The organism is Nocardia sp. NPDC051750 (assembly GCF_044453135.1).
Taxonomy (GTDB): domain Bacteria; phylum Actinomycetota; class Actinomycetes; order Mycobacteriales; family Mycobacteriaceae; genus Nocardia.
The window spans coordinates 451,105-473,956 of sequence record NZ_JBITCK010000005.1 but is presented as its reverse complement, the minus strand read 5'-3'; the positions used below and the strand labels follow the sequence as shown (position 1 = coordinate 473,956).

The window sequence follows — 22,852 nt, the reverse complement described above, 5'->3', positions numbered from 1 at the left end:
GAGGATCCCATGGCATCCATTCACAAAGAATTCGTCGTCGACGCCACCCCTGAACAGGTCTGGGATGTGCTCGCCGATTTCGGCGCGGTGCACGAGCGTCTCGCCCCTGGCTTCGTCACCGATACTCGCCTCGACGCCGACACCCGCACAGTCACCTTCGCCGACGGCACCATCGTCGCCGAACGACTCATCGATCTCGACCCGGCGAGCAGGCGAGTGGCCTACTCGGTGGTCGGCGGGCATCTTCACCCCGCCCATCACCATGCCTCGATGCAGGCCCTGCCCGCCGAGAACGGCAGAACCCGTTTCGTCTGGCACACCGATGTCCTGCCCGAGGCTCTCGCAACACCGATCGCCGAATCCGTCGACCAAGGATCGACCGTCATACAACGGGCACTGGAGACGGCAGCAACAGCAGACCAGCGATAGCGGCATAGCAACCGGCCGAGAGGTGCGGGCGGCAATTCGGGTCAGCTTCCGACCGCTATGGCGTCTATCTTCGCTGACACCGACAACGAAAGGGATCGAGATGCTCGAACAACCCAGTGCAGTACCCGAGGGATACAACACCGTTTCTCCCTGGGTTGTCACCGAGGACACCGGAGCGTTCCTCGACTTCGTCAGCCAAGCATTCGACGGCGAGGAACTCGGACGGGTAGCAACCGACGACGGATTGATCGGCCACGGTGAGATTCGGGTAGGCGACACCGTGGTACTGGCGTTCGACCGGCACGCGGACTGGACTGCGGTGCCGAGCCTGCTGCGGGTATTCGTCGCCGACGCGGACACAGCCGTTTCCCGCGCTCTCGCTGCCGGCGCGCAGATTGTCACTCCGATCTCCGACGATGCATTCGGGCAGCGCGGCGCACGAATCAAGGATCCCTTCGGCAACATCTGGTGGGTGAGCTGCCACGTCGAACACGTCACCGAAGACCAGATGTGGGAGCGGCTGCAGAATCCTGGGTATTCCGAAAGAATGCAGGTTGCCCAGGCCACGCTCGATGCCGAACTCAGCGGCCGACCAGCGGGCCGCAGCAGCGCGCCGGTTCGCAACGGCTCCAATTGACCCGTCCGAGTACGAGCTACGCACCGACCGGACGCAGACCTCACAGGAAGGTATCCGCCCGCGCACGGTCGTTGCCGCGCTGCGCGGGCGGATCAGGTCGGTCAGCTGTGTAGCCGTTGATGGCGGTTGCTCATGGCAACGGTTTCTGCGTGTTGACCCGGGATCTATCGGTGAACTCCGACGTCACCGCGCGGCCGCGACGGCTTGGGCGGTGCGGGCGAGGCGGTAGGAGTCGGTGCCGGTTTCGATGATGTGGCCGCCGAAGGTGAACCGCCCCGGGTTCGGTGCCCACCTTCTTTCTTGGGAAGGGTGGGCAGATCATGCCTGCGAAGTACGACGAAGCGACCAAGGCCAAGGCTGTCCGGCTGGCATCGATCACCGTGACGACTACGACAGCGAGTGGGCCGCGATGAAAGCGGTCTCCGCAAGGCTGGGGATGGCCACCGAAACCCTGCGTAAGTGGGTCCGCCGAGCCGAGATCGACCGAGGGGAAGCCGAATGCGCGACCAGCGAGGCGGGGCGGACGATCCGAGAGCCGAAACCCAAGATCGCCGAACTCGAACAGACAATCGAAATCCTGTCTGCAGCAACATCTTTTTTCGCGCGGGCGAACGACCCGCGACAGAAGTGATCTGCAGGTTCATCGCCGAGCATCGAACTCGGTTCGGGGTCGTTCCGATCTGCCGTGCGCCTATGTCCGGCTGGCAACGGGCGTGTTCGCCTACACCGCGTTCGTCATCGACGCCTACGCCGGACGGACCCTGGGCTGGGAATGCTCGACCAGCAAACACGCCACGTTCGTCGAGTCAGCGATCCGGCAAGCCGTCGCGTTGCGGGCCCGGGAAGGCCATCCGATCGGTGGAGCGATACATCATTCCGATGCCGGGTCGCAATACGCAGCAGTGACACTCGATGAAACACTGACACTTTCGGATCCAAGGCCATCTATCGGATCCGTCGGTGATGCTTACGACAATGCACTGGCCGAGACCACGATCGGGCTCTGCAAAACCGAAGCGATCCGGGACGATTCCCCGTTCCGGCGCGGCCCGCTGACCCGCCTCGCCGACATCGAACTCCTCACCGCCGACTGGTACAACCAGTGCCGGATCATGCACCGACTCGGTCGCCGACCACCGGCCGAGTACGAAGCCGACTATTATGCACTCCACGCCGAGCAACCGGCTGGAGACAGAACAACCGGTGCGCATCCAACCCGGGGCGGTTCAAACCGCCGATACGCGGCCAAGGTGGCCTCGATCCGAATCGAGCCGAGATCACTGTTGGTGGTCGGGTCCGCCGCGGTGGCGGTGTGAGTGCTCTTGTGCGGATCGACACCGATGACGACCATGGCCTGACGGGTCCCTTCTCTCCTGTCCGGGTAGGGATCCGCGGCGGACAATCCGACTTCCAGTACCGTGCCCGTGCTGTGGTCATGCCTCTCTTCGGTCACGCCGCGAACGCAGGCCGGGTGGCGCGACCTACCCCCGCAGAGTCAGCCGAGAATGCTTCGGCGACAGGAACCTCAGGAGTCCAACCACCCGCCCCGCCGCGGTACGCTACGGGGAGCTACCCCGACCACGAAACCGCTACCGGATATATAAGTCGGGACCTCATCTCGACGTTGCCGGCCGCCACGCTGTCGCGGAGTGGGGTTCCTCAACTGCCTTCTGCGCTGAGGAGGCGAGTCAGGAAGTCGAGGTCCTGCTGGATCAGTGCCACGGCGCCGAGGGGGGTCGGCGCATCCGGGATGCGCCCGGGCTCTCGGGCCACCATCGCGACCGCGTTGTCCGCGATCTGTTCGGCCACTGGATCGGCGGGGTGGCTCGGGGACGGGTGGAACCACCAGGCCACCCAGTTGCACATGCCGATGATCGACAGTGCCGTGATGCGAACGTCGACTGGACGGAAGCGACCGCCGGTGATTCCCTCTTCGATGACAGTCGTGACCTCGCGGAGAACAGTTCGTCGGCCTTCGAGGTGGTTGTTTGCGATCTCCGGAGGCAGGGCTTGGTCGCTGCGGTCGAGTGTTCGGAACTGTGCCGGCTGTTCGGCGCGACTCAGGACCAGGGTGCGCACGAGCGCGTGCAGCTTCTCGGCCGAGTCGAGATCGGTGCGCTGTCGGACCTCCCGCAACGAATTCGCCACGCTCTGCGTCGTCGCCTCGACCATTGCCACGAGCAACTCTTCTTTGCTCTTCACGTAGTTGTAGAGGTTGGGGCGGCTCAACCCGACCGCGTCGGCGATGTCCTGCAGAGTGGTTCCGTCGTAGCCGCGTTCGGCGAACAGTCGCATGGCCTGATCGATGATCTCGCTCATGAGCAGTTTGCGCCGGGGCGCCGCGCCTCGACGAGACTCTGGGCGCCCACCGGTCTGTTTCCGCGCCTCGGAACCCTCTGCGGTTGCCATCTCCACCCTCTGTCCTAGGTCGCGGCGCGCGGCCATCCTCTGCGGTTGTCGGATCATGCTAGTCGTCGACCGCGCTTGTGCGCGTCGCGCACTCCGACGCGAAGGCGAATTGTCGAAGGTGCAGCGCACGGGAGAGTCGATGATGGTCCAGGTTGTGACCGGCGTCAGCCTGGAGCTTGGCGTCCACCCAGGGCGCGGAAGTGAAGTGCCCGGCGAAATTCGCCACCCGGCCCTTGTCGACGATCCACAGGCCGTCGTGGTCGGCGAGTGTGTACTGCACGGGGACAACGACCGACGCGGCCAGTTTCGCCACGTCCTCCGGCCAGTTCCCGACGATTTCGAGCATCTCCTCACGACAAACGGGCTCTATCGACGCCTTCGCCAACTCCACGACGTCGACGTCGACGGTCCTCTCCGGTCCGTACAACAGACCGCGGAGTTGCTCGGGCGCAAGCTCGACCGGTCCGCTCGCCGGGAGGTTCTGCCAGGTGTCGACGATGTAGTCGGGTGACCGATCGCTCACGCCGTGTATCGAGATGCCGCGTAACGGCCAGTCCGGGCGACGCGCGGCGATGTGCACCGCGATTGCCGCGCCGATGGAGTGCGCGAGCACGACCACGCCAGGGCGGTTCTCGCCGTGGGTGGCCCACACTGTACCGATCGCGGCACAGAGGACTGCGGCGCTGTCTTCGAAGGTCCGCTGACCTTCGGGAAGTGGATCGCTGCTGCCGTAGCCGGGACGGTCGAGCGCGAATGTGGGGAACCCTGCCGCGCTGCCGAGGTCGAGCAGTGAGTGGCCGGGCACATCGAAGTATCCGCAGTTGTAACCACCGCCGTGCAGGGCGATGACCAGCGGCGTCCCCGCGGTACCGCCGTCTGTCGCGATTCCGGAGATCCTGTGCCCGCCGGCGGAGAAGTCCAAAGGTGCCCTCGTCATGTCCCGCATCTCCTTTTGCGATGGCTAGCGATAACTCAACGTCACAATTTTGACGTCTCAGTACTGTACGCCGGCCTCGGACTGGTCACTGACGTATACGTCAGAATCTTGACACTAGTGACAGGATCGTTTTACGCTTTCCGCACACAGTTCGTCTTCGAGAGGAGTACGCAGATGACATCCCCGGAGCACAGGCCGCTTGCGCACACGGTGCGGGGCGTAGACCATGCGGCGTTCCCCACCTTCGATCCGCGCGCCACCATCACCTTTTACCGGGACGTCCTCGGCTTCCCAGTCGTCCACGCAACATGCGCGCTGGGGTGGGGTCCCGGTGACCACCCGGACTTCATCCACTTCTTCTTCGACATCGGCAACGGCGACCGGCTGGCCTTCTTCTACTACTTCGGCGTGGAGCCCTACCGTGACGACGAGCTTCCGGAATTGCTTCACCGCGCGCGCCACCTCGCGATCCATGTGGACGACGAGACGGATCTCCTGGAGTACCGGCGCCGGCTGGACGAAAGCGACTGGCCGTGCGAACTGCAGGTGCGACACGAGACGGTGGAGTCGATCTACGTCACCGACCCCAACGGGTACCTGATGGAGATCACCCGTCCACTGCGTGCGATCACCACCGAGGACGACATCGATGCCAACCTGAGCGTCGATGCCCTGATGGAGGTGACCGAAGAACCCGAGCCCAGCTTGGAGAAGTTCTTCGCGCGCAAGGCGAAGCTGATCGCCGAGCGGTATGAGGGCGAGCCGGAGCTGGTGACGTTCGCATGACAAAGCTCTTCGTCCTCGACATCGACGACTTCCGCCCGCTGGCCGAGGTGGCGGCCAAGGACGCTGACGTGACCGTCCGGCGGCGTGGCCCCTATCTCGAGATCGTTGCCACGGGTTCGATACGCATCGAGCGCAATGTCACGGGATGTCGCAACGCCCTCTGGTACAGCGCGGTCGCTGCCGTCCAGGATGGCCGAATACGCCAGTGGGACAAGTCGGAGCTGGTGGTCGAGCCGACCGGTGCCGAAGGATGAGCCCCTTGGCGGTGGATCGGCTGGGGGCCGGCCGGGACATCCACATGGCACAGATGCCACCCAGCGTCACGACGTCGGTACATCAGCTCACCACATTCGACGGCGCCAAAGTCGAAGGAGTGTTGCACGCGCTCGACGGCGCCACGACGGTGGTGACCATCATGCATCCGCGCCAGTCGGTCGCGCACCATCCGATGATCCCGCTCCTCCTGCGCGTCGGCGTCTCGGTCTGGACCCAGGGCACCCGCTCGCCGAACAACGATATCGCGCTGGTTCATGAGCAGGCGGTGCTGGACGCGGCCGCAGGGCATGTGTTTCTCCGTGACTCCGGGTTCGAGGCGGTGTTGACCTTCGGCCATTCCGGAGGTGGGACGCTGTCGGCGTTCTACATCGAGCAGGCGTCGCTGGAACCGGAGTTGCGGCTGGACGTGACCCCGGCCGGTCGCGCGATCGGATTGGCCGGCGCGCGGATGCCGCTTCCGGACGGCGCGATCTTCCTCGCACCGCATCCAGGCCAGGGCCAGGTCCTACTGCACTGTGTCGATCCGTCCGTCACCGACGAGTCGGACCCGCTGTCGGTGGATCCGGGGCTGAACATGTATTCACCGAGCAACGGGTTCGCCGCACCGCCGGAACCGAGTCGCTACGGCGCGGAGTTCCTCCGCGCGTACCGGGCCGCTCAGCACGATCGGATCGCACGGATCGACGCCCGCGCTATGGAACTGGCCGCCGAGACCTCGCGGGCGCGGGCGAGGTACGCCCGCACCAAGGACCCGGCCGACCGCCGGACCGGCCTCGCGCCAAGGATCATCACCACATACCGCACCGACGCCGATCCGTGCTACGTCGACCTGTCGATCGACCCGAACGACAGGCACTACGGCTCGCTGTTCGGTCGCCGCCCGGATCTGATCAATTACGGCCTGGTGGGCTTCGGCAGGCTGACCACTCCCGACGCGTGGTTGTCGACCTGGTCCGCGAACCACACCAACGCGGACTTCGTGCGGTGCGCGGGTGGAGTGCGGCTGCCGACGCTCTATCTCGAGTTCAGTGGCGACCAAGCCGTGCTGCCCCTCGCCAGTGCCCGGATGTTCGACGCCTTGGCCGCTGAGGACAAAACCCGACACGTCGTGCGGGGCCAGCACTTCGGACAGCCTCTCGCGGACGGGGAGCCAACGGGGTACGCCGCCGCGAACGTCCACATCGAACGCTGGATGGCCGATCGTTTCGCCATCGCACCATCGCAGAGAACGAGGTGAAGGAAATGGGCTCCATCGGAGTCATCTACGACAGTGGCTACGGCCACACCGCCGCGCAGGCCAGAGCCGTGGGAGAAGGCGCGGCGTCGCTCCCGGGGATCGACGTCGCGCTGTATTTCGCCGAGGAGGTCGGCGCCGATCCCCGACAACTCGACGACTGCGATGCGCTGATCTTCGGCACCCCGACCTACATGGGTAGCGGCTCAGCCGTCTTCAAGACGTTCATGGAAGCCAGCTCGAAGATCTGGCTGAGCCAGGGGTGGAAGGGCAAGCTCGCCGCGGGTTTCACCAACTCCAGCGGCCACTCCGGGGACAAACTCAACACCCTCACACAGCTCTGGCTCTTCGCTATGCAGCACGGAATGGTCTGGGTCGGACTGGGTCTGCTTGACGGTAACGGGCGCAGCACGGGATCGAACTCCGCGCTCAACCGGCTCGGCGCCTACGCCGGCGCCATGGCGCAGTCCAATTCGGACCAGGGCATCGAAGGCATGCAGGACAGCGACTTGCGAACCGCGTCAGCGCTGGGGGAACGCGTCGCCCGCCAGGTCGTGTCTTGGCAGGGAGGTGGACAGTGATGTCGGGAAAGTCTTCGAAGATCCTGGTGATCGGCGGCGGGCCCGCAGGCCTTTTCTTCTCGATCATCGCGAAACGAGCGGTTCCGACCGCCACGGTTCACGTCAGGGAGCAGAACCCGGAAGGCGTGACATACGGCTGGGGCGTGGCGTTCAGTGAGAGCGCCGCGAACACGATGCGCCCCGCCGCACCCGATGTGATCGACGCGCTCACCGCGGGTACCCAGCATGAACAGATGGTTCTCAGCCTTGACGGCGCCGATGTGCCGGTCCACGTCGGCCGCAGCCATCTCAACGCTCGTTGGTCGCTTCTCGCCACGCTCGAGAAATCCGCTCTCGAGGCCGGGGTGAGCATCGAGCACGATTGCGACGCGGTGGTGACGGAAAACGAGCTGGCCGACTGGGATCTGGTGGTCGGTGCCGACGGCGTCAACAGCCGCACGCGGGAGCATTTCGCCGAGCACTTCTTGCCGAGTGTGGAACTCGGGACCAACTGGCTGGCCTGGTACGGCACCCCGAAATCCTATGCGCCGTCGATCATCCTCCAGAACAGCGAGCACGGGCTGCTCATGGTGCATGCCTCCCGCTTTTCTGCCGAGATGAGCAACTTCACCGTCGAGGTCGGCCAGGAGACGTTCGACCGGCTCGGATTCGCCGGTATGACCGAGGACGAGTCCCGTGAACTGTGCGAACAGTTGTTCGCCGACTCGCTGGACGGTATGCCACTGCGTAGCAACCACTCTCCATGGTTCCAGACGAAGTTCGTCAGCTGCGCTCGGTGGTCCCACCGCAACCTCGTACTGATCGGCGATGCCTTGCACACCGTTCACCCTTCCATCGGCTCCGGTACCCGGTTCGCGATGCGTGACGCGGTCTACCTGACGCGGGCTCTGACCAAGGCGGGGTGGGACATCGAGGTCGGACTGGCAGCGTTCGAGGGAGCGCGCAGGCCCGTCGCCGACGCCTTCCAGGCTGCCGCGAAGCGAAGTATCGCCTGGTACGAGGGCCTTCCGTCGCGCACGATCACACACCCGACGAAGTTCGCGCTCGAATACCTGATGCGCACGGGACGGGTCTCATACCGCGAGTTCCGGCGGGAGAACCGCGATGTCGTCCTCGGCTATGAGCGAGATCTGCGGTGACGACGGCGCCGGAAGAAGAGAGCCACGCAATGACGCCGACTCCCGTCACAGCCGAAAAGATCGCCCTCTACTCGGACGAGGAGGAAGCCCGTTACGTCCGAGATGGGCTGTGGGAATCACTCACCATCGCCGAGCACCTGCACATCATCGCGCAGGACCACGCCGACCGAGATGCCCTGATCTGCGGTGATATTCGTGTGTCCTTCGCGGACCTGGACCGGGTCACCGATCAACGTGCCGCGGGGCTCCATCGCCTCGGGCTGCGGCCGGGTGGTGCGGTCCTGCTGCAAGTGCACAACACCGCCAACACCGTGATCGCTTGGTACGCGCTGCTCAAGGCGGGTTTGATCCCGGTGTGTACGCTGCCGCTGCACCGCGGACACGAGATCGGCGAGATCGCACGGCAGACCAACCCGGTCGCGCACCTCGTCGCGGCCCGCGATCCCCGCTTCGACCTCGAAGGCTTCGCTCTGGCCCAGGCCGAGGGGCGGGAGCGCACGGTTCTGGTGTCCGACGGACCAGCGGACGACCCCCGTGCCGTGGAACTGGACGAACTGGGGTCCGACATCGACAGTGCCGAGGCCCGGGCGGTCGTCGAACGAATCCAAGCCGGACTCGGTAGGCAGTCACTCGCGGTGTTCCAGCTCTCCGGTGGAACCACCGGTGTGCCCAAAGTGATCCCGTGCCTGCACGCGCCCTATTGGCACTACGGTTCGAGCCTCGCCCGTGCGATGGGATGGGCGCCTGGCGACCGGGTCGCGTTCATGATGCCGATCGTGCACAACGCGGGCATCATCATCGGGCTCCAGGGCCCGCACAGCGTAGGGGCAACCCTCGTGCTCGGAGCTCCCGACGCCGCGACTGCGCTCGACCTCGTGGTCCGCAACGAAGCGACCGACGCCCTGTTGGGGCCCTTCGTCTTCGATCTGGCGCTGGACCCGGGGCTGGCCGCCGCGACCGCACTGCGGCGCGTCCTGTTCAGCGGCAAGAAGGTGCCGCGCCGGCACATGGAGTCGCTGGAAGCACAAGGGATCTGGGGCGGGCAGATCTTCGGCATGAGCGAGGGGCTATGCCTGACAACCCCGCTGGATTTCCCGCTCGACGCCCGCGTGGCGAGTGTCGGGGTGCCGATTTCGCCCGGAGACAAGATTCGGTTGTACGAGCCCGGTACCGAGGTGGAGGTGGCGCCCGGCGAGGTGGGTGAGCTGTGTGCGCGTGGCCCGTACACCCTGCACGGTTACTACGATGCCGCCGAGCACAACCGGGCGGCGTTCACCGCCGACGGATTTTACCGGACCGGTGACCTCATGGCCGAGCAGACGATCGGCGGGGTCCGGTGCTACACCGTCGAGGGCCGGATCAAGAACATGATCAGCCGCGGCGGCGAGAAGATCAATACCGAGGAGGTCGAACTCCTCCTTTGTTCCCACGACGGGATCGCCGAGGCTGCTCTGGTGGCGATGCCGGACGAACGGCTGGGCGAGCGGGCCTGCGCTTTCGTCGTGACCCGCAACGGGTTCGAGATCGACCTCGCCGTTGTTCGCGGTCACTTCGATCGGCTCGAGGTCGCCAAGTACAAGTGGCCCGAGCGAATCGTCGTGTTACCGGAGATGCCGCGGGTCAGCCAGGTCGGCAAGGTCGACCGTCGCCGTCTGCGAGAGATCGCCGAAACGCTCACGGCCGAAAGGTGACAGGCCACCGCCGTGAGCGCACGCCGTCGGCCTCCTTCGTCGCCTCGCACACGATGGCGGGGCCGGCACGAATCGGATAACCCGAATGGCCCGTCCCCAGCAGAATCGGCGCACGTCAGCGCAGACGAAGGAGCCATGATGACAAACGAAATCCCAGCCCTCGACCACCTCGACCGGGCACTGTCGGCGACCGATGTCCGCCGGGCGCATGCGCAGATGCGCGAAGCGTGCCCGGTGGTGCACAGCGACCGACACGGCGGGTTCGACTTCCTGACCCGTTACGAGAATGTCCGTGCCGCGCTGACCGACGCGAACACGTTCTCCTCGGCCGATGGTGTGCACATCCCAGCGAGCGGGTTGCTGCCTCCGGTGCCCGCGCTGGAGTTCGACGAACCCGAACACTCCGAGTGGCGCACGGTCCTCGACGGCCCGCTCACCCCACGCGCGGTGCGGGCGTTCGAACCGGTCATCGCCGAGGTCGTCGACCTGCTGATCGACGACTTCGCGACCGCCGGCAAGGCCGACCTGGCAGACCAGATCGCCGAGCCACTCCCCGCTGTCGTGATCGGACGGATGATCGGCCTCGACCAAACCGAAGCGGTGCGTGCCCGAGGTATCGCGGCGGCGCTTTTCGCGGCTATGGGTTCGGAGGAGTTTCCCGCGCGGTTCGCCGAGTTCTCCGCCCACACCCGGCGCTGGTTGGCCGACCGCCGTGAGAACCCTCGTGACGACATGCTCACCGAGATGGCCAGTGGTGTGGTGCAAGGCAAGTCGATCGATGACGCGGGTGCCACCGGACTGATGCTGGCCTACATCGTCGGCGGCCACCACTCGACAGGTTCGGCCCTCGCCGGCCTCATCCGCCATGTGCTGGCGGTGCCCGGACTGCGTGACGAACTCCTGGCCGATCGCCGCGGTTTGCCGCGCGTGATCGAGGAAAGCCTGCGATTGACCACCCCATTGCAGCTGTTCGCGCGCACACTCCGCTGCCCTGTCCGGGTCGGTGACCGCGAACTCCCCCAGGGCGGTCGAGTTCTGCTGGATCTCGCGGCGGCCAACCGGGATCCGCGAGAGTTCGACGCGCCGGAGCAGTTCGATCGCCACCGGACCCGGAATCGGCACGTCAGCTTCGGTGCGGGGGCGCATGTCTGTCAAGGGCAGCACCTCGCGCGGGCAGAGTTGCGGATCGCGCTCGGGCGCCTTCTCGACCGGCTGCCGGACCTGCGCCTCGACGACGAACCCGTCGAGAGTGGGTTGATCGGTGGTTCTCTGATGACTCATTTCGCCTTGCCCGTGGCCTTCACCCCGGAGAGCGACGCGTCATGAACGATTCCACAGAACTCCAGGTCGTGGTAGCAGGACGAAAGATGATCGCCCTCGACGTCGTCGAGTTCGAGCTGCGAGCGGCCGGCGGGGAGGAACTGCCATTGTGGGAACCCGGCGCCCACATCGACGTCAGTACCGGAACCGGGATCGTCCGCCAGTACTCGCTGTGCGGCGACCCCCGGGATCACACCTGCTACCGGATCGCTGTCCTGCGTGATGCGGGCGGTCGCGGCGGATCGGTGTGGCTGCACGAGCGACTCCGTGAGGGCGACCGGATCGGTATCAGCAATCCCCGCAACCACTTTCCGCTGCGATTGGCACCGCGCTATCTGTTCCTGGCCGGCGGAATCGGCATCACGCCCCTGTTGCCGATGTTCCGTCAGGTTTCCGATGGGGGCGCACGCTGGTCGCTGTACTACGGAGGCCGGACTCGCGCTTCCATGTCCTACGGCGACGAACTGCGGGAGTTCGGCGGCAGCCGGGTTCGGTTGCTCCCCTTCGACGAGTGCGGATTGATCGACCTCGACTCCGCGCTCGACGAGGCCGGTCCACAAGCGCATGTCTATTGCTGCGGCCCGGAGCCGCTGATACGCGCGGCCGAAGAGGCGTGTACACGCCGCGGGATCCCATTGCGAACGGAGCGCTTTTCCCCGAAACACGTCGAGACCCCGCGCGCGGATACACCGTTTACCGTGCGAATCGCCTCGACGGGCGCCGATCTGGTGGTGCCCGTCGGACGTTCCATCGTCGACGTGCTGATCGAGGCAGGCGTCGACATCCTCACCTCATGTGAGGAAGGCACCTGCGGTACCTGCGAAACCGCCGTCCTCGCGGGCCGCCCGGACCATCGTGACTCCGTGCTGACCGAAGAAGAGCAAGCGGCGAGTGACCGGATCCTGCCGTGTGTCTCACGCTCGTATACGTCTCCACTGGTTCTCGATCTCTGACCAGTTCAGAGGACATTCGATCGTGTTTCGGCACATCGAAAAAGACCCGTTCGAACTCGCCTGACGGCCGAGTTCGGTCCACTGGTGGGGCAGTGTCATCGATTCAGCCGTGGGCTCGACCGTGGTCGCCCGATCGAAGGAGTAAGCAGATATGCCGCAGCAGGTTCGTGGAGTTGTCGCCCGGCCGAAGGGGGGGCGCCGGTCGAGCTGACCGAGATCGTCGTCCCCGATCCCGGCCCGGGGGAGGTCGTCGTCGCTGTGGCCGCGTGTGGGGTGTGCCATACCGACCTGACCTATCGAGAGGGTGGTATCAATGACGAATTTCCTTTTCTGCTCGGACACGAGGCTGCGGGAACCGTTGAAAGTGTCGGTGCAGGAGTCGATTCCGTTGCTGTCGGTGATTCTGTGGTCCTGAACTGGCGGGCGGTGTGCGGTCGCTGCCGCGCCTGTAAGCGCGGCCGGCCGCAGTATTGCTTCGACACCTTCAACGCTTCGCGGAAGATGGCATTGGTCGACGGCACCGAACTCACCCCGGCACTGGGGGTCAGCGCGTTCGCCGAGAAGACCTTGGTGCACGCCGGACAATGCACGAAGGTACCCGACCGCCGACCCCGCGGTGACCGGATTGCTGGGATGCGGTGTCATGGCCGGCCTCGGCGCCGCGGTCAACACCGGCGGGGGTCGGGCGCGGTGATTCGGTCGCGGTGTTCGGATGCGGGGGAGTGGGCGATGCCGCGATCGCCGGCGCCCGCCTGGCCGGAGCGTCAACGATCATCGCCGTTGACCACGACCCGCGAAAATTGCGCTGGGCAACCGAACTCGGTGCGAGCCACACCATCGACGCGACCGAATCGGATCCCGTTACCGCTATCCAAGAACTGACCGGTGGTTTCGGTGCCGATGTGGTGATCGACGCGGTCGGTCGTCCCGAAACATGGCAGCAGGCCTTCTATGCGCGTGATTTGGCCGGAACCGTTGTCCTGGTCGGTGTTCCGACTCCCGATATGCGCTTGGAGATGCCGCTGGTGGAGTTCTTCTCCCGCGGTGGCACATTGAAGTCGTCGTGGTACGGCGACTGCCTGCCGGAGCGGGATTTCCCGGTGCTGATCGACCTGTACCAGCAGGGCCGGCTGCCGCTGGACAGATTCGTCACCGAGCGCATCGAGCTCGATCAGGTGGAACAGGCGTTCCACACTATGCACAGTGGTGAGATTCTGCGGTCGGTGGTGGTGCTGTGAGCGGGGCGTTGCGCATCGATCGGGTCGTCACCTCCGGCGTCTTCGAACTCGCGCGGCCCCGCCGTACCGGTACGTCGTCGAGGGCCGGGTTGTCGACGACATCCATCCGGCACCCTGCCAGATCGGGGGTCTTCCTCGCTTACGTCTCCCGTCACGGTCATGCTCTGGTCGATCGGGAGTTTTATCTGCCGGAATCGTGGACCGGTGACCGCGGCCGTCGCCGGGCCGCCAGGATTCCCGACAAGGTCGAGTTCGCGACCGAGGTCACGACGTTCGGCCTCGGCGACCGGCGCGCGCATGGCGGCATTCAGTCGCTTGCGGTGGGAATCGGTTTCGACGAGTGCGCAGCAAGTCGGCATCGGCGAGTTCCGGCCATCCTGGTGTTCGGCAGCCGGCGCCGGCGGGGTCGAATTCATGGTCGCCGAAGGAGCATTGTTCAGACTAGAACATATGCTCGATAGCTGGGCCGGGGTAATGCGAATCAGATCGGAAGCACCCGTGAACCCATGGGCCCGTCCTAGGTAGCTGGGTAGTCGCCATGTAGCCCGGGTAGGCTTCTTCGGGCAAGTGTTGACGTGTGCGGCGCTCGTTGCCGGGACTGCTGACAGATGTGTGCAGCTATGAATGAGGATGATCCGTCTCCGACGGTCCGTGATGTGGTCGATCCGGTCACGGAGGGGTTGGCTGCGTCCGGGTTGGATGACGCCGAGGAGATCGGACGGGGCGGTTTCGGCGTGGTTTACCGCTGCAAACAGGCGGAGTTGGATCGGGCGGTTGCGGTGAAGGTGCTGCCTGCCGAGTTGGACGCAGAGAGTCGGGCGCGATTCTCCAGGGAACAGCGGGTGATGGGGCGTTTGACCGGGCATCCGAATATCGTCATCATGCTGGAGACGGGTGTCACCGCAAATGGGCGGCCCTACTTTGTAATGCCGTATCACCGGTTGGGGTCATTGGACGGGCGAATCCGCAAGCAGGGGCCGCTACTGACCGAGACCGTTCTGTGGATGGGCGTAAAGATTGCTGGAGCCCTGGAGAGCGCGCATCGCCTGGGCGTCCTGCATCGGGACGTGAAACCGGGCAATATCCTGCTGACCGATTACGGTGAGCCGGCGTTGACCGATTTCGGTCTGGCGCGGATTGCCGGTGGGTTCCAGACAGCCGCCGGTGTCCTCACCGGGTCGCCGGCGTTCATGGCCCCAGAGGTCCTCGCGGGTGAGGATCCTACGTCCGCGGCAGACGTCTACGGTCTGGGCGCCAGCTTGTTCTGCGCGTTGACCGGACACGCGGCGTTCGAACGGCGAAGTGGCGAAAATGTGGTGACGCAGTTTCTGCGGATCTCCACCGAGCCGGTGCCGAACCTGCACGAGCTGGGCATTGCTGAGGACGTTGCGGCGATCATAGCGGCGGCGATGAGTCGAGAACCGCAGCGTCGGCCGACTCTGGTGGCGCTGGGAGAGGCGCTTCAGCAGGCACAACGGCATCACGGGTTCGCCGTCGATGAGATGGCGTTGTATTTCGAACCCGACGGCGAACCCCGGGACCGCATGGTCGACGCGCCAGGATGGCGTCCACCGGTGTCAGTGCCTCGGCAGGGTGCGGGGACGTTACCGCTGGAGTTGACCAGTTTTGTCGATCGCCGCAGCGAATTGGCCGCGGTGAAGAACCTGCTGTCCACGGCCCGGCTGGTGACATTGGCCGGGATCGGAGGGGTCGGAAAGACTCGGTTGGCACTGCAGGCAGCCGCTGCCGTGCGCGGGGACTTCGCCGATGGGGTGTGGCTGGTCGAGTTTGCCGATGTCTCCGAGCCGGCACTGATGGTCAACACGGTGGCGACCGCTCTCGGGTTGCGTGATGATCCGGCGCGGTCGTTGTCGGCCGTGGTGCTCGACTTCCTGGTCTCACGGGAGTCGTTGCTGGTCCTGGACAACTGCGAGCACCTGGTGGAGGCGGTGGCGGAACTGGTCGGCAGTTGGCTACAGCACTGCCCCGATTTGCGGATTCTGGTGACCACCCGGGAAACGTTGGGCTCTGCCGGAGAGGCGATATTGCAGGTTCCGCCGCTGGCAGTGCCTGAACCGGATCAGGAGCCGTCGCCACGAGGACTGGCCCGCTACGATGCGCTGACTTTGTTCGCTGACCGTGCGACCGCAGCCATGCCAGGTCTGCAGTTCTCGGACGAAGACAAGGTAAGTGTGGCTCGGATTTGTGCTCGGTTGGACGGATTGCCATTGGCGATCGAGCTGGCGGCGGCCCGTATACGCACGATGTCTCCTGAGCAGATCCTGCAGCATCTCGACGATCGATACGCATTGCTGACCCGCGGGAGCCGCACCGCGCCCAAGCGGCAACAGACCCTGCGGTGGTGCATCGACTGGAGCTACGAATTGTGCACCCCGGCCGAGCAGCGGCTGTGGGCCCGGCTGTCCATCTTCGCCGGTGGCTTCGAACTCGACGCCGCCGAGCAGGTGTGCGGAGCTGATTCGGCTACGGGTGATCTGCTCGATGTGCTGTCGTCGTTGGTGGACAAGTCGATCCTTATCCGGGACGAGTCGCGTGGTGTGGTGCGATTGCGGTTGCTGGAGATGGTCCGTGAGTATGGTCGGCACAGGTTGCGGGAATCCGGCGAGGAACAGTTGCTTCGGCGTCGTCACCGCGACTGGTTCAAGCAGCTGGCGCAGTCTGCGGACGCCGAGTGCATCAGCGCTCGGCAGCCCTACTGGTTCGCCAGGATCCAACGCGAACAATCCAACTTACGTGCCGCCCTCGAATACAGCCTGGCCGAAGACACCGAGCAGGCGGCGGAAGCCGGACTGAAGGTCGCCGTTGCGCTATACGGCGTCTGGACCTTCCTCGGGATGTACAGCGAAGGTCGCCGATGGATCGAGTTGCTCCTCGACCATCCCGCTCAGCAGTCTGTAGCCGACCGGGTAAAGGCTCTTCAAGTGGGCTCCACCATTGCTGCTATGCAGGGTGACCTGCCGACGGCCGCTGAGCTTGCGGAACAGGGGCATGTGTTGGCTCAACAGGACCCGATCCCGACAACTCGGGCGCCGATCGCCTACGCCGACGGCGCTGTGGCGCTCTACAGTGGTGATCTTGCAGCGGCGTCTCTGTCCTTCGAACGTGCTGTTGAAGAGCTGGGTTCGAATCGGCAGGGTTTCCTTTACGGTTCTGCTTTGACCTTTCTCGGATTGACGCGCGAGCTTTCCGGCGATCCGAAGGGGGCGATCGAGTGTTATCAGGAGCTGCTTTCCGTCACTGAGGCCTGTGGCGAAGTACTTTTCCGGTCTGCTGCGTTGTGGGGCATGGGCCTCGCCGCTTGGCAGCAGGGCAGCCTGGCATGGGCGATGGAACTGCTCGAGAATGGCCTGCGGGTCAATCGACAGATGTCCAGTCCGTTCGTTGCTGCATTGGTTCTCGAAGTGCTGTGCTGGGTGCATGGTGACCAGGGCGAAGCCGAGCGCGCAGCAGTACTGATGGGAGCCGCGGAAGAACTGCAGCGGTCCATGGGCAACCCTGCGAGCATTTTCCCTACCTCCCGCCATCACGACGAATGCGTGCTGCTGACGAGATCCGCCCTCGGCGACCGTAGGTTCGATGCGGCTGTCCACAAAGGACGAGCGATGGTGATGGACGACGCTGTTGCCTACGCGCTCGGTGAACAACCCGCCGAGAACAAGCCCTCGGCAGGGCCCGGCGGGGCGCTGACCAAGCGCGAACAACAGGTCGCTGACCTGATCGCCCAGGGTCTCACCAACAAGCAGATTGCCGCGAATCTTGTGATTTCCCAGCGCACCGCCTCTGGCCATGTCGAGCACATCCTGATGAAGCTCGGGTTCACCTCTCGCGCACAGATCGCGGCATGGATCGCGGAGCGTGCCGAACAGCAGAATCAGTGACCGCTCCGAATCAGGATGCAGCCTGTGCGGCACCTGCCCCTGCCCGTGGGGAGCGCAGGTCCTCGGTTGGTGTGCCCTCCGGTGAACTCATCGCTGCGCAACGGGTCAGTGGAGCTCCCTCGGTGTCGGCGGCCTCCGGCCTCATTCCCGCCTCGCTCGACGTTCGGGCGGCCCTACCGCTGATCTCGGCGATCCTGCGGATCCGGACGGTGCGGACATTCGCGATCGGCTGGATGGCCGGCATCAAGACAAAGGCCGCCCTACGCCCACGCCGCTGCGGCAAGTACTGGCCGACTGCAGTCGTATGCATCCGCTCATGGCGGAGCTGCCCGAGATCGGGCACCTTCCTGGCCGCGTAGGTTGCCACCTCGAACTCCGTGCCGCGATCGACCTGCTGGCCGGTGAGCTGGACGAGATACAGACCGGCTCCTGTATGGCGCTTCACAGTCTGCTCGACCTGCTCCTCGTGTAGCCGATCCGCTCCTGGATGAGGGAGACCACCTGTGGAGCCTGGCCAGGAGCGCTGGGCGCCCCGGTCGCCGCCGCGCTGCGGGCGTTGCATTCGGAGTCGGCCGCGCCGTGGAGCAACGACCGCTCGGCCGCGGAACGGTCCGCGTCCCGCGTGGACCCATCAATCGAATACCCCTGACAACAACGAACTCTGAGGCCGGGCTGTCGTCATGCCCGGGGCCGGTCACTACGATAGAGGCCATGGCGGCTTCGTTCTCAAACGGTCTCAACGGCACCGAGCCCCGGGCTGGTCGGCGGAACCTCAAGGGCGATATGCGAGAGCAAGCGATCCTTCAGGGTGCTTATGAAACGCTGCGCACCGAGTCGATGCGTACGGTCTCGATTGATGACCTCGCCAAGAGCGCAGGATTGTCGCGGTCATCCTTCTACTTTTATTTCGAATCGAAATGGCAGGTTCTTTCCGCGCTGCTGTCGAGTGTGACCGACGATGTTTTCGTCGCGTCGTCGATGATTTTCGAACGGCCGGCCGGAATCCCGCCGGAGGTTGCGATAGAGCACGCGGTTTCTGAAGTCACGGCTGTCTGGGAGAGGCACGGACACATTCTTCGCGAAGTTGGTAATGCCGCGGCGGCGGAACCTGCCTTGCAGGCGCAGTGGGACAAAATCATGGGCCGATTTATCAAGGCCGCTTCTGTCGCTATCGAGCGCGACCGGTCCACGGGCGTGGCGATCGACGGACCCCCGGCCCGCGCGCTGGCGGCAGCGCTTATATGGATGGGTGAGAGAAATCTTGGTCTGATGAGCATGCGCAGCGCGAATGCCATACCGACGGAAGATATGGTGGAGACGGTGACTACCGTGTGGCTCAGAACTGTATTCGGCCTCGAATATGCGGGAACGACGAACCACGCCTGAGTCGAATAGTGCGATCGCAGCAAACCGGACTCCGTAGGAAGCGGTTCGCTGCGATCGGGTGTCTGTTCAGCTGGTCATATTTGTAGGCAACGTACGTTTTCGCCGATGTTGTACGGTGCAATTCGGTGTCGAGATCTCGCTACTGCTGTTGATCCGCAGCCATCTTTGCCATGTTCAATCCAGGCATCAGCATGTGTCCGCCATCGACGAGCATTTCCAGTCCGGTGGTCCAACGTGACTCATCGGATGCCAGCCAGAGTACGGCTTCGCTCATCGCGCGCGGTGGGAGCAACCCGATGTCGCGAAGGGCGGACCAATACTTCGCGCCTTGGAGATCCTCCTTGACTCCTTGCCCCGGGCCCTTGCCCGAACAGAGGTCGTATCCGCCCTGCCAATCCAGCGCCGGGGTATCAGTCGGCCCAGGAAGAAGAATGTTGACTCTGATTCCGTACTGCCCGAACTCGAGCGCGGCACTCTTCGCGAGCCCGATCACGCCGTGCTTCGAGGCGACGTAGTGCACGTAGTGTGGTGATCCCTCTACGCCGTTTCCGGAGGACGTCACCACGATCGACCCGCCGCCCCGTGCCTTGATCGCGGGTGTGACAGCTTTCAACGTTCGCCATACTCCGGTGATGTTGACGTCGAGGACGGCCGCGAACTCCTCTTCGGGGATTTCGTCGAACGGGCGAACGGTCCAAATTCCGGCATTGGCGACGGCAACGTCCAGGCCGCCGAATGCCTTTACGCCGTCGGCGACCAATCTATCGATCGAGGACTGCCTTCGAACATCGCCCTCGTGTGCGATGATGCGCCGTCCCAATCCTTCGACCTCTTCGACGGTGATCTGGAGATCTTCCGGCGATCCGGTCGCATAGGGGAGCCCGGTGTCGGTGGGGCAGTCGAGGGCAAGGATGTCAGCACCCTCTTCTGCGAGGCGAATCGCATGAGCTCGCCCCATTCCACGTGCCGCTCCGGTCACCAGAGCAACTTTTCCATCCATTCGTCCCATTGTTATCTCCTCTTTGAGCGGGGTTTTCGTGAATCAATTACTGCGCATCGAGGGTTCGGAGCCCAAGGCAGTAAAGCGCGTTGCCGATCTCCGTGCCAGACGCGCAGCGACGTGGATGAATTGCATATCCAACGATCAAGACTGCGTATTTATGACAACCAGGAAAACTATCATGCGGTATCGGATGGCGTGATCAGCTGTAGCAGAATGTCGATTCCGGGCGGCTCGGTCCAGATATGGTCAGAACTGCCGATATGAAATGGCGAACTGATTGGAGCGGGCCGACCGGGACCTCGAATAGTGCATCCGCTCAGATCGGCGTCGCTCAGGCTCGCGCCGAACGTGAGAGCGATATGATCTATTTTGGCCGGTGCACTGCCCAGCGCGTACTCGAGGGTCTTCGGCTCATCAATGGTGTACAACTCGATTTTTGCCGAGCCAAGATCGAGGAACGTTGCCCGAATATTGAGTGCGGGCGCTTCGAACGTGGACGCGATGGGAACTGCGAACCTGCTCTGCCATTGGGCCGACGCCTGCTCCAGGTCGCGAACCAATATGCCGACGTGGTCGAGACGCGGAAATTTTTTCTCGGTCCCGTCGGCGACGTCCGGTGACAGCTTCGACATCGTCATTGACTTCCGGCGGCGACAAAGTGCGGCGCGACACCTTGGCGCGGTTCGGTCCAACGCTGGGTGATCACCTTGGCCTTGGTATAGAAGCGATACGCGTCGTAATTCAATCCGTCGTCACCGAACCGTGAGTCGCCCCATCCGCCGAACCCGAACCAGGAAATCGGCACCGGAATCGGGACGTTGATCCCGACGCTTCCCGCCCGCACAGTGTGGGCGAATCGACGACCAGCTACTCCACTTGTGGTGAAGATCGACGCGCCGTTTCCGTACGGGCTCGCGTTGACGACACGAAGAGCGTCGTCGAGATCGTCGACGCGGACCACGCTGAGGATCGGGCCGAAGATCTCGTCTTTGTAGAGGTCGCTGTCGGTCTGGACGTGGTCGACCAGACTCGGGCCGATGAAGTACCCCGCGTCATGTGAGTCGTCCTTTCGACCGTCCAGGACGACCGTTCCGCCTTGGCCGGTAGCTGTATCGAGGGCGCTGCGAACTCGGTTGACCGCCGACTCCGAGATGAGCGGCCCCATGTCGGAACTCGCCGCGTCTCCCGGGCCCGTGCGGAATGCCTCGGCTCGTTGCACTGTCTTGGCAACGAGTTGGTCGGCGATGTCTCCGACCACCACCGCCACGGGCACGGCCATGCATCTTTGGCCCGCGGCGCCGTACGCGGCCGACACCAATGCGTCCGCCGCTGCGTCCAGATCGGCGTCGGGCAGCACGACCAGGTGATTGTTCGCTCCGCCGAGCGCTTGCACCTTCTTGCCGACGTCGGCTGAGCGCCGGTAGATCTCACGCGCGACCGGAGTGGAGCCGACGAAAGAGATGGCGGCGACATCGGGATGGTCGATCAGCGCGTTGACTGCGTCGACGCCTCCGTGCACGACGTTGAAGACACCGCTGGGCAGACCGGCTTCGGCCAGAAGTTGCGCTAGGCGCACAGACGCCGACGGCACCTTCTCACTGGGCTTGAGCACGAACGAGTTGCCGCATGCGAGCGCTGCCGCGAACATCGACACCGGCACCATAATGGGGAAGTTGAATGGCGTGATGCCGACACATACTCCTAGCGGTTGGCGGAAGGAGTATGTGTCGACGCCTCGGGAGACTTGTTCCGCGAACTCGCCTTTGAGCTGTTGAACCGCGGATGTTGCCACCTCCACGGCTTCGACAGAACGGGCCACCTCGCCCCTCGCGTCAGCCAGGGTCTTTCCTTGTTCCGCGGTGATGATCGATGCGAGCTCCTCGCCGTGTTCCAGTAAGAGCGCGCGAAATGCCAGAAGAATCGTGGCCCGAGCCGGGGTGGGAGTCGACGCCCATGCTTCCGCTGCGCTTCGTGCGCTGGCGACAGCCTGGCCGACGACGTCAGCGCCCCCCAGCTCGACCGACCGTATCGGGTGGCCTGTCGCCGGGTCTACGATTTCGGACTTTGTCGCGCTTGCCGAACCCACGGGAGCGCCCGCGATCCAGTGCGGAACGGTTTCGAGATGGACACCGTTTGTAGTCACAGTTACTCCAAGTTAGCGAATTGGCGAATTATTTCTCAAAGGTTCAGGATTTTTTCTCCCGAGGATGGGGCAGCTCCGGGAACATTTCCAATCCGTAATTCGTCTTGAGGTTCTCGACCTCTGCCGCGAGCTGCTCGGGCGTACGCAGTTCGCGATCACGAGCTTCGTAGAAGTACTTGTCGATGCCACTGCCGGGCGGGAAAGTACCGGCTGGTCCCGGCACGAATACGACGAGAATCCTCGCCTCTTCTCCGACGACCTCATAGGTATGCCGCTGGTCCTTACGCCCCCACACAAATTGGCCGGCGCCCGCGTTGTACGACCCTGCTTCGGTGTGAATCGTAATTTCCCCGCTCATCACGAAGAAGCCCTCTTCTTCGCGGTGATGGATATGCCAGACCGGCTCGGTTCCGCGAACCCAGTTCGTCTCGATGACAATTAGCTGGCCCTGAGTGGTCTCTCCGGTCGCATGAATCCAGAAATCCACATCGGTCATGAAATCGCCGGTCATTTTGAAATGCACGTCATCGCGGTGGGAGACGTAACTCTCCCCGTCTCGGGTTGTTGACGGCTGGATCTGATCGACACCTGGCTCGGTCACCATGGGGGTCCCTTTCGTTTACTCGCCGGGGCGAGTAGCTGCGTTCTGCCTTGAACAAGATTGAGACTAGACTCACTGTTGGCTGTAGTCAACAGAGTGTCTAGTATTCATGAACTAGCTGTTGAGAGGTGGTATTGCAGTGAAGTTCACTCGGTCGCAAGTTGGCTCTCTAGTTCAATTGGACAGGGTG

General features: G+C 64.1%; 19 protein-coding genes and 3 pseudogenes. 16 read left to right on the top strand and 6 right to left on the bottom strand.

Annotated elements, in window-relative coordinates; translation table 11 throughout:
* The first annotated feature begins 9 nt into the window (after window positions 1-9).
* From ACIA75_RS24070 to ACIA75_RS24060, 3 genes and pseudogenes are all read left to right on the top strand, one after another.
* Window positions 10-429: an SRPBCC family protein gene (locus ACIA75_RS24070; protein WP_397107621.1), complete on the top strand. Its 420-nt coding sequence runs from the start codon at window positions 10-12 to the stop codon at window positions 427-429.
* Between the two features lie 100 nt (window positions 430-529).
* Window positions 530-1,066, top strand: coding sequence for a VOC family protein (locus tag ACIA75_RS24065; protein ID WP_397107619.1), 537 nt, complete (start codon window positions 530-532; stop codon window positions 1,064-1,066).
* A gap of 320 nt (window positions 1,067-1,386) precedes the next feature.
* Window positions 1,387-2,262: pseudogene (locus tag ACIA75_RS24060) on the top strand (DDE-type integrase/transposase/recombinase); the annotation flags it as partial.
* A gap of 463 nt (window positions 2,263-2,725) precedes the next feature.
* Here ACIA75_RS24060 and ACIA75_RS24055 read toward each other — a convergent pair.
* Both ACIA75_RS24055 and ACIA75_RS24050 read right to left on the bottom strand, forming a co-directional pair.
* Entirely contained in the window at window positions 2,726-3,385 is a 660-nt protein-coding gene (locus ACIA75_RS24055) for a TetR/AcrR family transcriptional regulator (protein WP_397107617.1), read from the bottom strand.
* A 148-nt stretch (window positions 3,386-3,533) separates the two neighbouring features.
* On the bottom strand, window positions 3,534-4,412 hold the full coding sequence (locus ACIA75_RS24050; protein WP_397107615.1) for an alpha/beta hydrolase: 879 nt from the start codon (window positions 4,410-4,412) through the stop codon (window positions 3,534-3,536).
* 174 nt (window positions 4,413-4,586) lie between these two features.
* On the opposite strand from ACIA75_RS24050, the gene ACIA75_RS24045 reads away from it, so the two are divergent.
* From ACIA75_RS24045 to ACIA75_RS23985, 13 genes and pseudogenes are all read left to right on the top strand, one after another.
* On the top strand, window positions 4,587-5,198 hold the full coding sequence (locus tag ACIA75_RS24045; RefSeq protein WP_397107613.1) for a VOC family protein: 612 nt from the start codon (window positions 4,587-4,589) through the stop codon (window positions 5,196-5,198).
* A complete protein-coding gene (locus ACIA75_RS24040; RefSeq protein WP_397107611.1) occupies window positions 5,195-5,452 on the top strand; it encodes a hypothetical protein in 258 nt (85 codons plus the stop codon). The genes ACIA75_RS24045 and ACIA75_RS24040 overlap by 4 nt, the downstream gene beginning before the upstream one ends.
* Before the next feature lie 44 nt (window positions 5,453-5,496).
* A complete protein-coding gene (locus ACIA75_RS24035; RefSeq protein ID WP_397108014.1) occupies window positions 5,497-6,711 on the top strand; it encodes an alpha/beta hydrolase in 1,215 nt (404 codons plus the stop codon).
* 5 nt (window positions 6,712-6,716) lie between these two features.
* Window positions 6,717-7,289, top strand: coding sequence for a flavodoxin family protein (locus tag ACIA75_RS24030; RefSeq protein ID WP_397107609.1), 573 nt, complete (start codon window positions 6,717-6,719; stop codon window positions 7,287-7,289).
* Window positions 7,289-8,428: an FAD-dependent monooxygenase gene (locus ACIA75_RS24025; RefSeq protein WP_397107607.1), complete on the top strand. Its 1,140-nt coding sequence runs from the start codon at window positions 7,289-7,291 to the stop codon at window positions 8,426-8,428. The genes ACIA75_RS24030 and ACIA75_RS24025 overlap by 1 nt, the downstream gene beginning before the upstream one ends.
* A gap of 29 nt (window positions 8,429-8,457) precedes the next feature.
* The gene (locus ACIA75_RS24020; RefSeq protein WP_397107605.1) at window positions 8,458-10,119 is read left to right on the top strand and encodes an AMP-binding protein; all 1,662 of its coding nucleotides are present in this window, start codon (window positions 8,458-8,460) and stop codon (window positions 10,117-10,119) included.
* Window positions 10,120-10,257: 138 nt separating this feature from the next.
* Window positions 10,258-11,445: a cytochrome P450 gene (locus ACIA75_RS24015; protein WP_397107603.1), complete on the top strand. Its 1,188-nt coding sequence runs from the start codon at window positions 10,258-10,260 to the stop codon at window positions 11,443-11,445.
* The gene (locus tag ACIA75_RS24010; RefSeq protein WP_397107601.1) at window positions 11,442-12,392 is read left to right on the top strand and encodes a PDR/VanB family oxidoreductase; all 951 of its coding nucleotides are present in this window, start codon (window positions 11,442-11,444) and stop codon (window positions 12,390-12,392) included. The genes ACIA75_RS24015 and ACIA75_RS24010 overlap by 4 nt, the downstream gene beginning before the upstream one ends.
* A 151-nt stretch (window positions 12,393-12,543) precedes the next feature.
* Window positions 12,544-13,630, top strand: a pseudogene (locus ACIA75_RS24005) (S-(hydroxymethyl)mycothiol dehydrogenase).
* 125 nt (window positions 13,631-13,755) lie between these two features.
* Window positions 13,756-13,893, top strand: a pseudogene (locus ACIA75_RS24000) (transposase); the annotation flags it as partial.
* Between the two features lie 357 nt (window positions 13,894-14,250).
* Window positions 14,251-17,529, top strand: a complete 3,279-nt coding sequence (locus tag ACIA75_RS23995) for a protein kinase (RefSeq protein ID WP_397107599.1) — start codon at window positions 14,251-14,253, stop codon at window positions 17,527-17,529.
* A 316-nt stretch (window positions 17,530-17,845) separates the two neighbouring features.
* Window positions 17,846-18,001, top strand: a complete 156-nt coding sequence (locus tag ACIA75_RS23990) for a cupin domain-containing protein (RefSeq protein WP_397107597.1) — start codon at window positions 17,846-17,848, stop codon at window positions 17,999-18,001.
* A 239-nt stretch (window positions 18,002-18,240) separates the two neighbouring features.
* Complete coding sequence (locus ACIA75_RS23985; RefSeq protein ID WP_397107595.1) at window positions 18,241-18,915, top strand: TetR/AcrR family transcriptional regulator; 675 nt, start codon at window positions 18,241-18,243, stop codon at window positions 18,913-18,915.
* A 139-nt stretch (window positions 18,916-19,054) separates the two neighbouring features.
* On the opposite strand, the gene ACIA75_RS23980 is transcribed toward ACIA75_RS23985, so the two are convergent.
* The 4 genes from ACIA75_RS23980 to ACIA75_RS23965 all read right to left on the bottom strand — a co-directional run bounded on the left by ACIA75_RS23980 (window position 19,055) and on the right by ACIA75_RS23965 (window position 22,665).
* Window positions 19,055-19,924 carry a mycofactocin-coupled SDR family oxidoreductase gene (locus ACIA75_RS23980; protein WP_397107593.1) on the bottom strand — a complete coding sequence of 290 codons (870 nt, stop codon included), beginning with the start codon at window positions 19,922-19,924 and terminating at the stop codon, window positions 19,055-19,057.
* 170 nt (window positions 19,925-20,094) lie between these two features.
* On the bottom strand, window positions 20,095-20,556 hold the full coding sequence (locus ACIA75_RS23975; RefSeq protein WP_397107591.1) for a hypothetical protein: 462 nt from the start codon (window positions 20,554-20,556) through the stop codon (window positions 20,095-20,097).
* Window positions 20,553-22,061 (bottom strand): CoA-acylating methylmalonate-semialdehyde dehydrogenase, encoded by a 1,509-nt coding sequence (locus ACIA75_RS23970; protein ID WP_397107589.1) that lies wholly within the window; start codon window positions 22,059-22,061, stop codon window positions 20,553-20,555. The genes ACIA75_RS23975 and ACIA75_RS23970 overlap by 4 nt, the downstream gene beginning before the upstream one ends.
* 43 nt (window positions 22,062-22,104) lie before the next feature.
* On the bottom strand, window positions 22,105-22,665 hold the full coding sequence (locus ACIA75_RS23965) for a cupin domain-containing protein (RefSeq protein ID WP_397107587.1): 561 nt from the start codon (window positions 22,663-22,665) through the stop codon (window positions 22,105-22,107).
* Window positions 22,666-22,852: the final 187 nt, after the last annotated feature.

What these genes read in the sequence shown, in the direction of transcription:
- ACIA75_RS24040 (WP_397107611.1), top strand. Translation starts at nt 5,195, where the DNA reads ATGACAAAGCTCTTCGTCCTCGACATCGACGACTTCCGCCCGCTGGCC.
- ACIA75_RS23995 (WP_397107599.1), top strand. Translation starts at nt 14,251, where the DNA reads ATGAATGAGGATGATCCGTCTCCGACGGTCCGTGATGTGGTCGATCCG.
- ACIA75_RS24070 (WP_397107621.1), top strand. Translation starts at nt 10, where the DNA reads ATGGCATCCATTCACAAAGAATTCGTCGTCGACGCCACCCCTGAACAG.
- ACIA75_RS24045 (WP_397107613.1), top strand. Translation starts at nt 4,587, where the DNA reads ATGACATCCCCGGAGCACAGGCCGCTTGCGCACACGGTGCGGGGCGTA.
- ACIA75_RS24010 (WP_397107601.1), top strand. Translation starts at nt 11,442, where the DNA reads ATGAACGATTCCACAGAACTCCAGGTCGTGGTAGCAGGACGAAAGATG.
- ACIA75_RS23990 (WP_397107597.1), top strand. Translation starts at nt 17,846, where the DNA reads ATGGCGGAGCTGCCCGAGATCGGGCACCTTCCTGGCCGCGTAGGTTGC.
- ACIA75_RS23975 (WP_397107591.1), bottom strand. Translation starts at nt 20,556, where the DNA reads ATGACGATGTCGAAGCTGTCACCGGACGTCGCCGACGGGACCGAGAAA.
- ACIA75_RS23965 (WP_397107587.1), bottom strand. Translation starts at nt 22,665, where the DNA reads ATGGTGACCGAGCCAGGTGTCGATCAGATCCAGCCGTCAACAACCCGA.
- ACIA75_RS24050 (WP_397107615.1), bottom strand. Translation starts at nt 4,412, where the DNA reads ATGACGAGGGCACCTTTGGACTTCTCCGCCGGCGGGCACAGGATCTCC.
- ACIA75_RS23985 (WP_397107595.1), top strand. Translation starts at nt 18,241, where the DNA reads ATGGCGGCTTCGTTCTCAAACGGTCTCAACGGCACCGAGCCCCGGGCT.
- ACIA75_RS24015 (WP_397107603.1), top strand. Translation starts at nt 10,258, where the DNA reads ATGACAAACGAAATCCCAGCCCTCGACCACCTCGACCGGGCACTGTCG.
- ACIA75_RS24020 (WP_397107605.1), top strand. Translation starts at nt 8,458, where the DNA reads ATGACGCCGACTCCCGTCACAGCCGAAAAGATCGCCCTCTACTCGGAC.
- ACIA75_RS24030 (WP_397107609.1), top strand. Translation starts at nt 6,717, where the DNA reads ATGGGCTCCATCGGAGTCATCTACGACAGTGGCTACGGCCACACCGCC.
- ACIA75_RS24065 (WP_397107619.1), top strand. Translation starts at nt 530, where the DNA reads ATGCTCGAACAACCCAGTGCAGTACCCGAGGGATACAACACCGTTTCT.
- ACIA75_RS23980 (WP_397107593.1), bottom strand. Translation starts at nt 19,924, where the DNA reads ATGGGACGAATGGATGGAAAAGTTGCTCTGGTGACCGGAGCGGCACGT.
- ACIA75_RS24035 (WP_397108014.1), top strand. Translation starts at nt 5,497, where the DNA reads ATGGCACAGATGCCACCCAGCGTCACGACGTCGGTACATCAGCTCACC.
- ACIA75_RS24055 (WP_397107617.1), bottom strand. Translation starts at nt 3,385, where the DNA reads ATGAGCGAGATCATCGATCAGGCCATGCGACTGTTCGCCGAACGCGGC.
- ACIA75_RS24025 (WP_397107607.1), top strand. Translation starts at nt 7,289, where the DNA reads ATGTCGGGAAAGTCTTCGAAGATCCTGGTGATCGGCGGCGGGCCCGCA.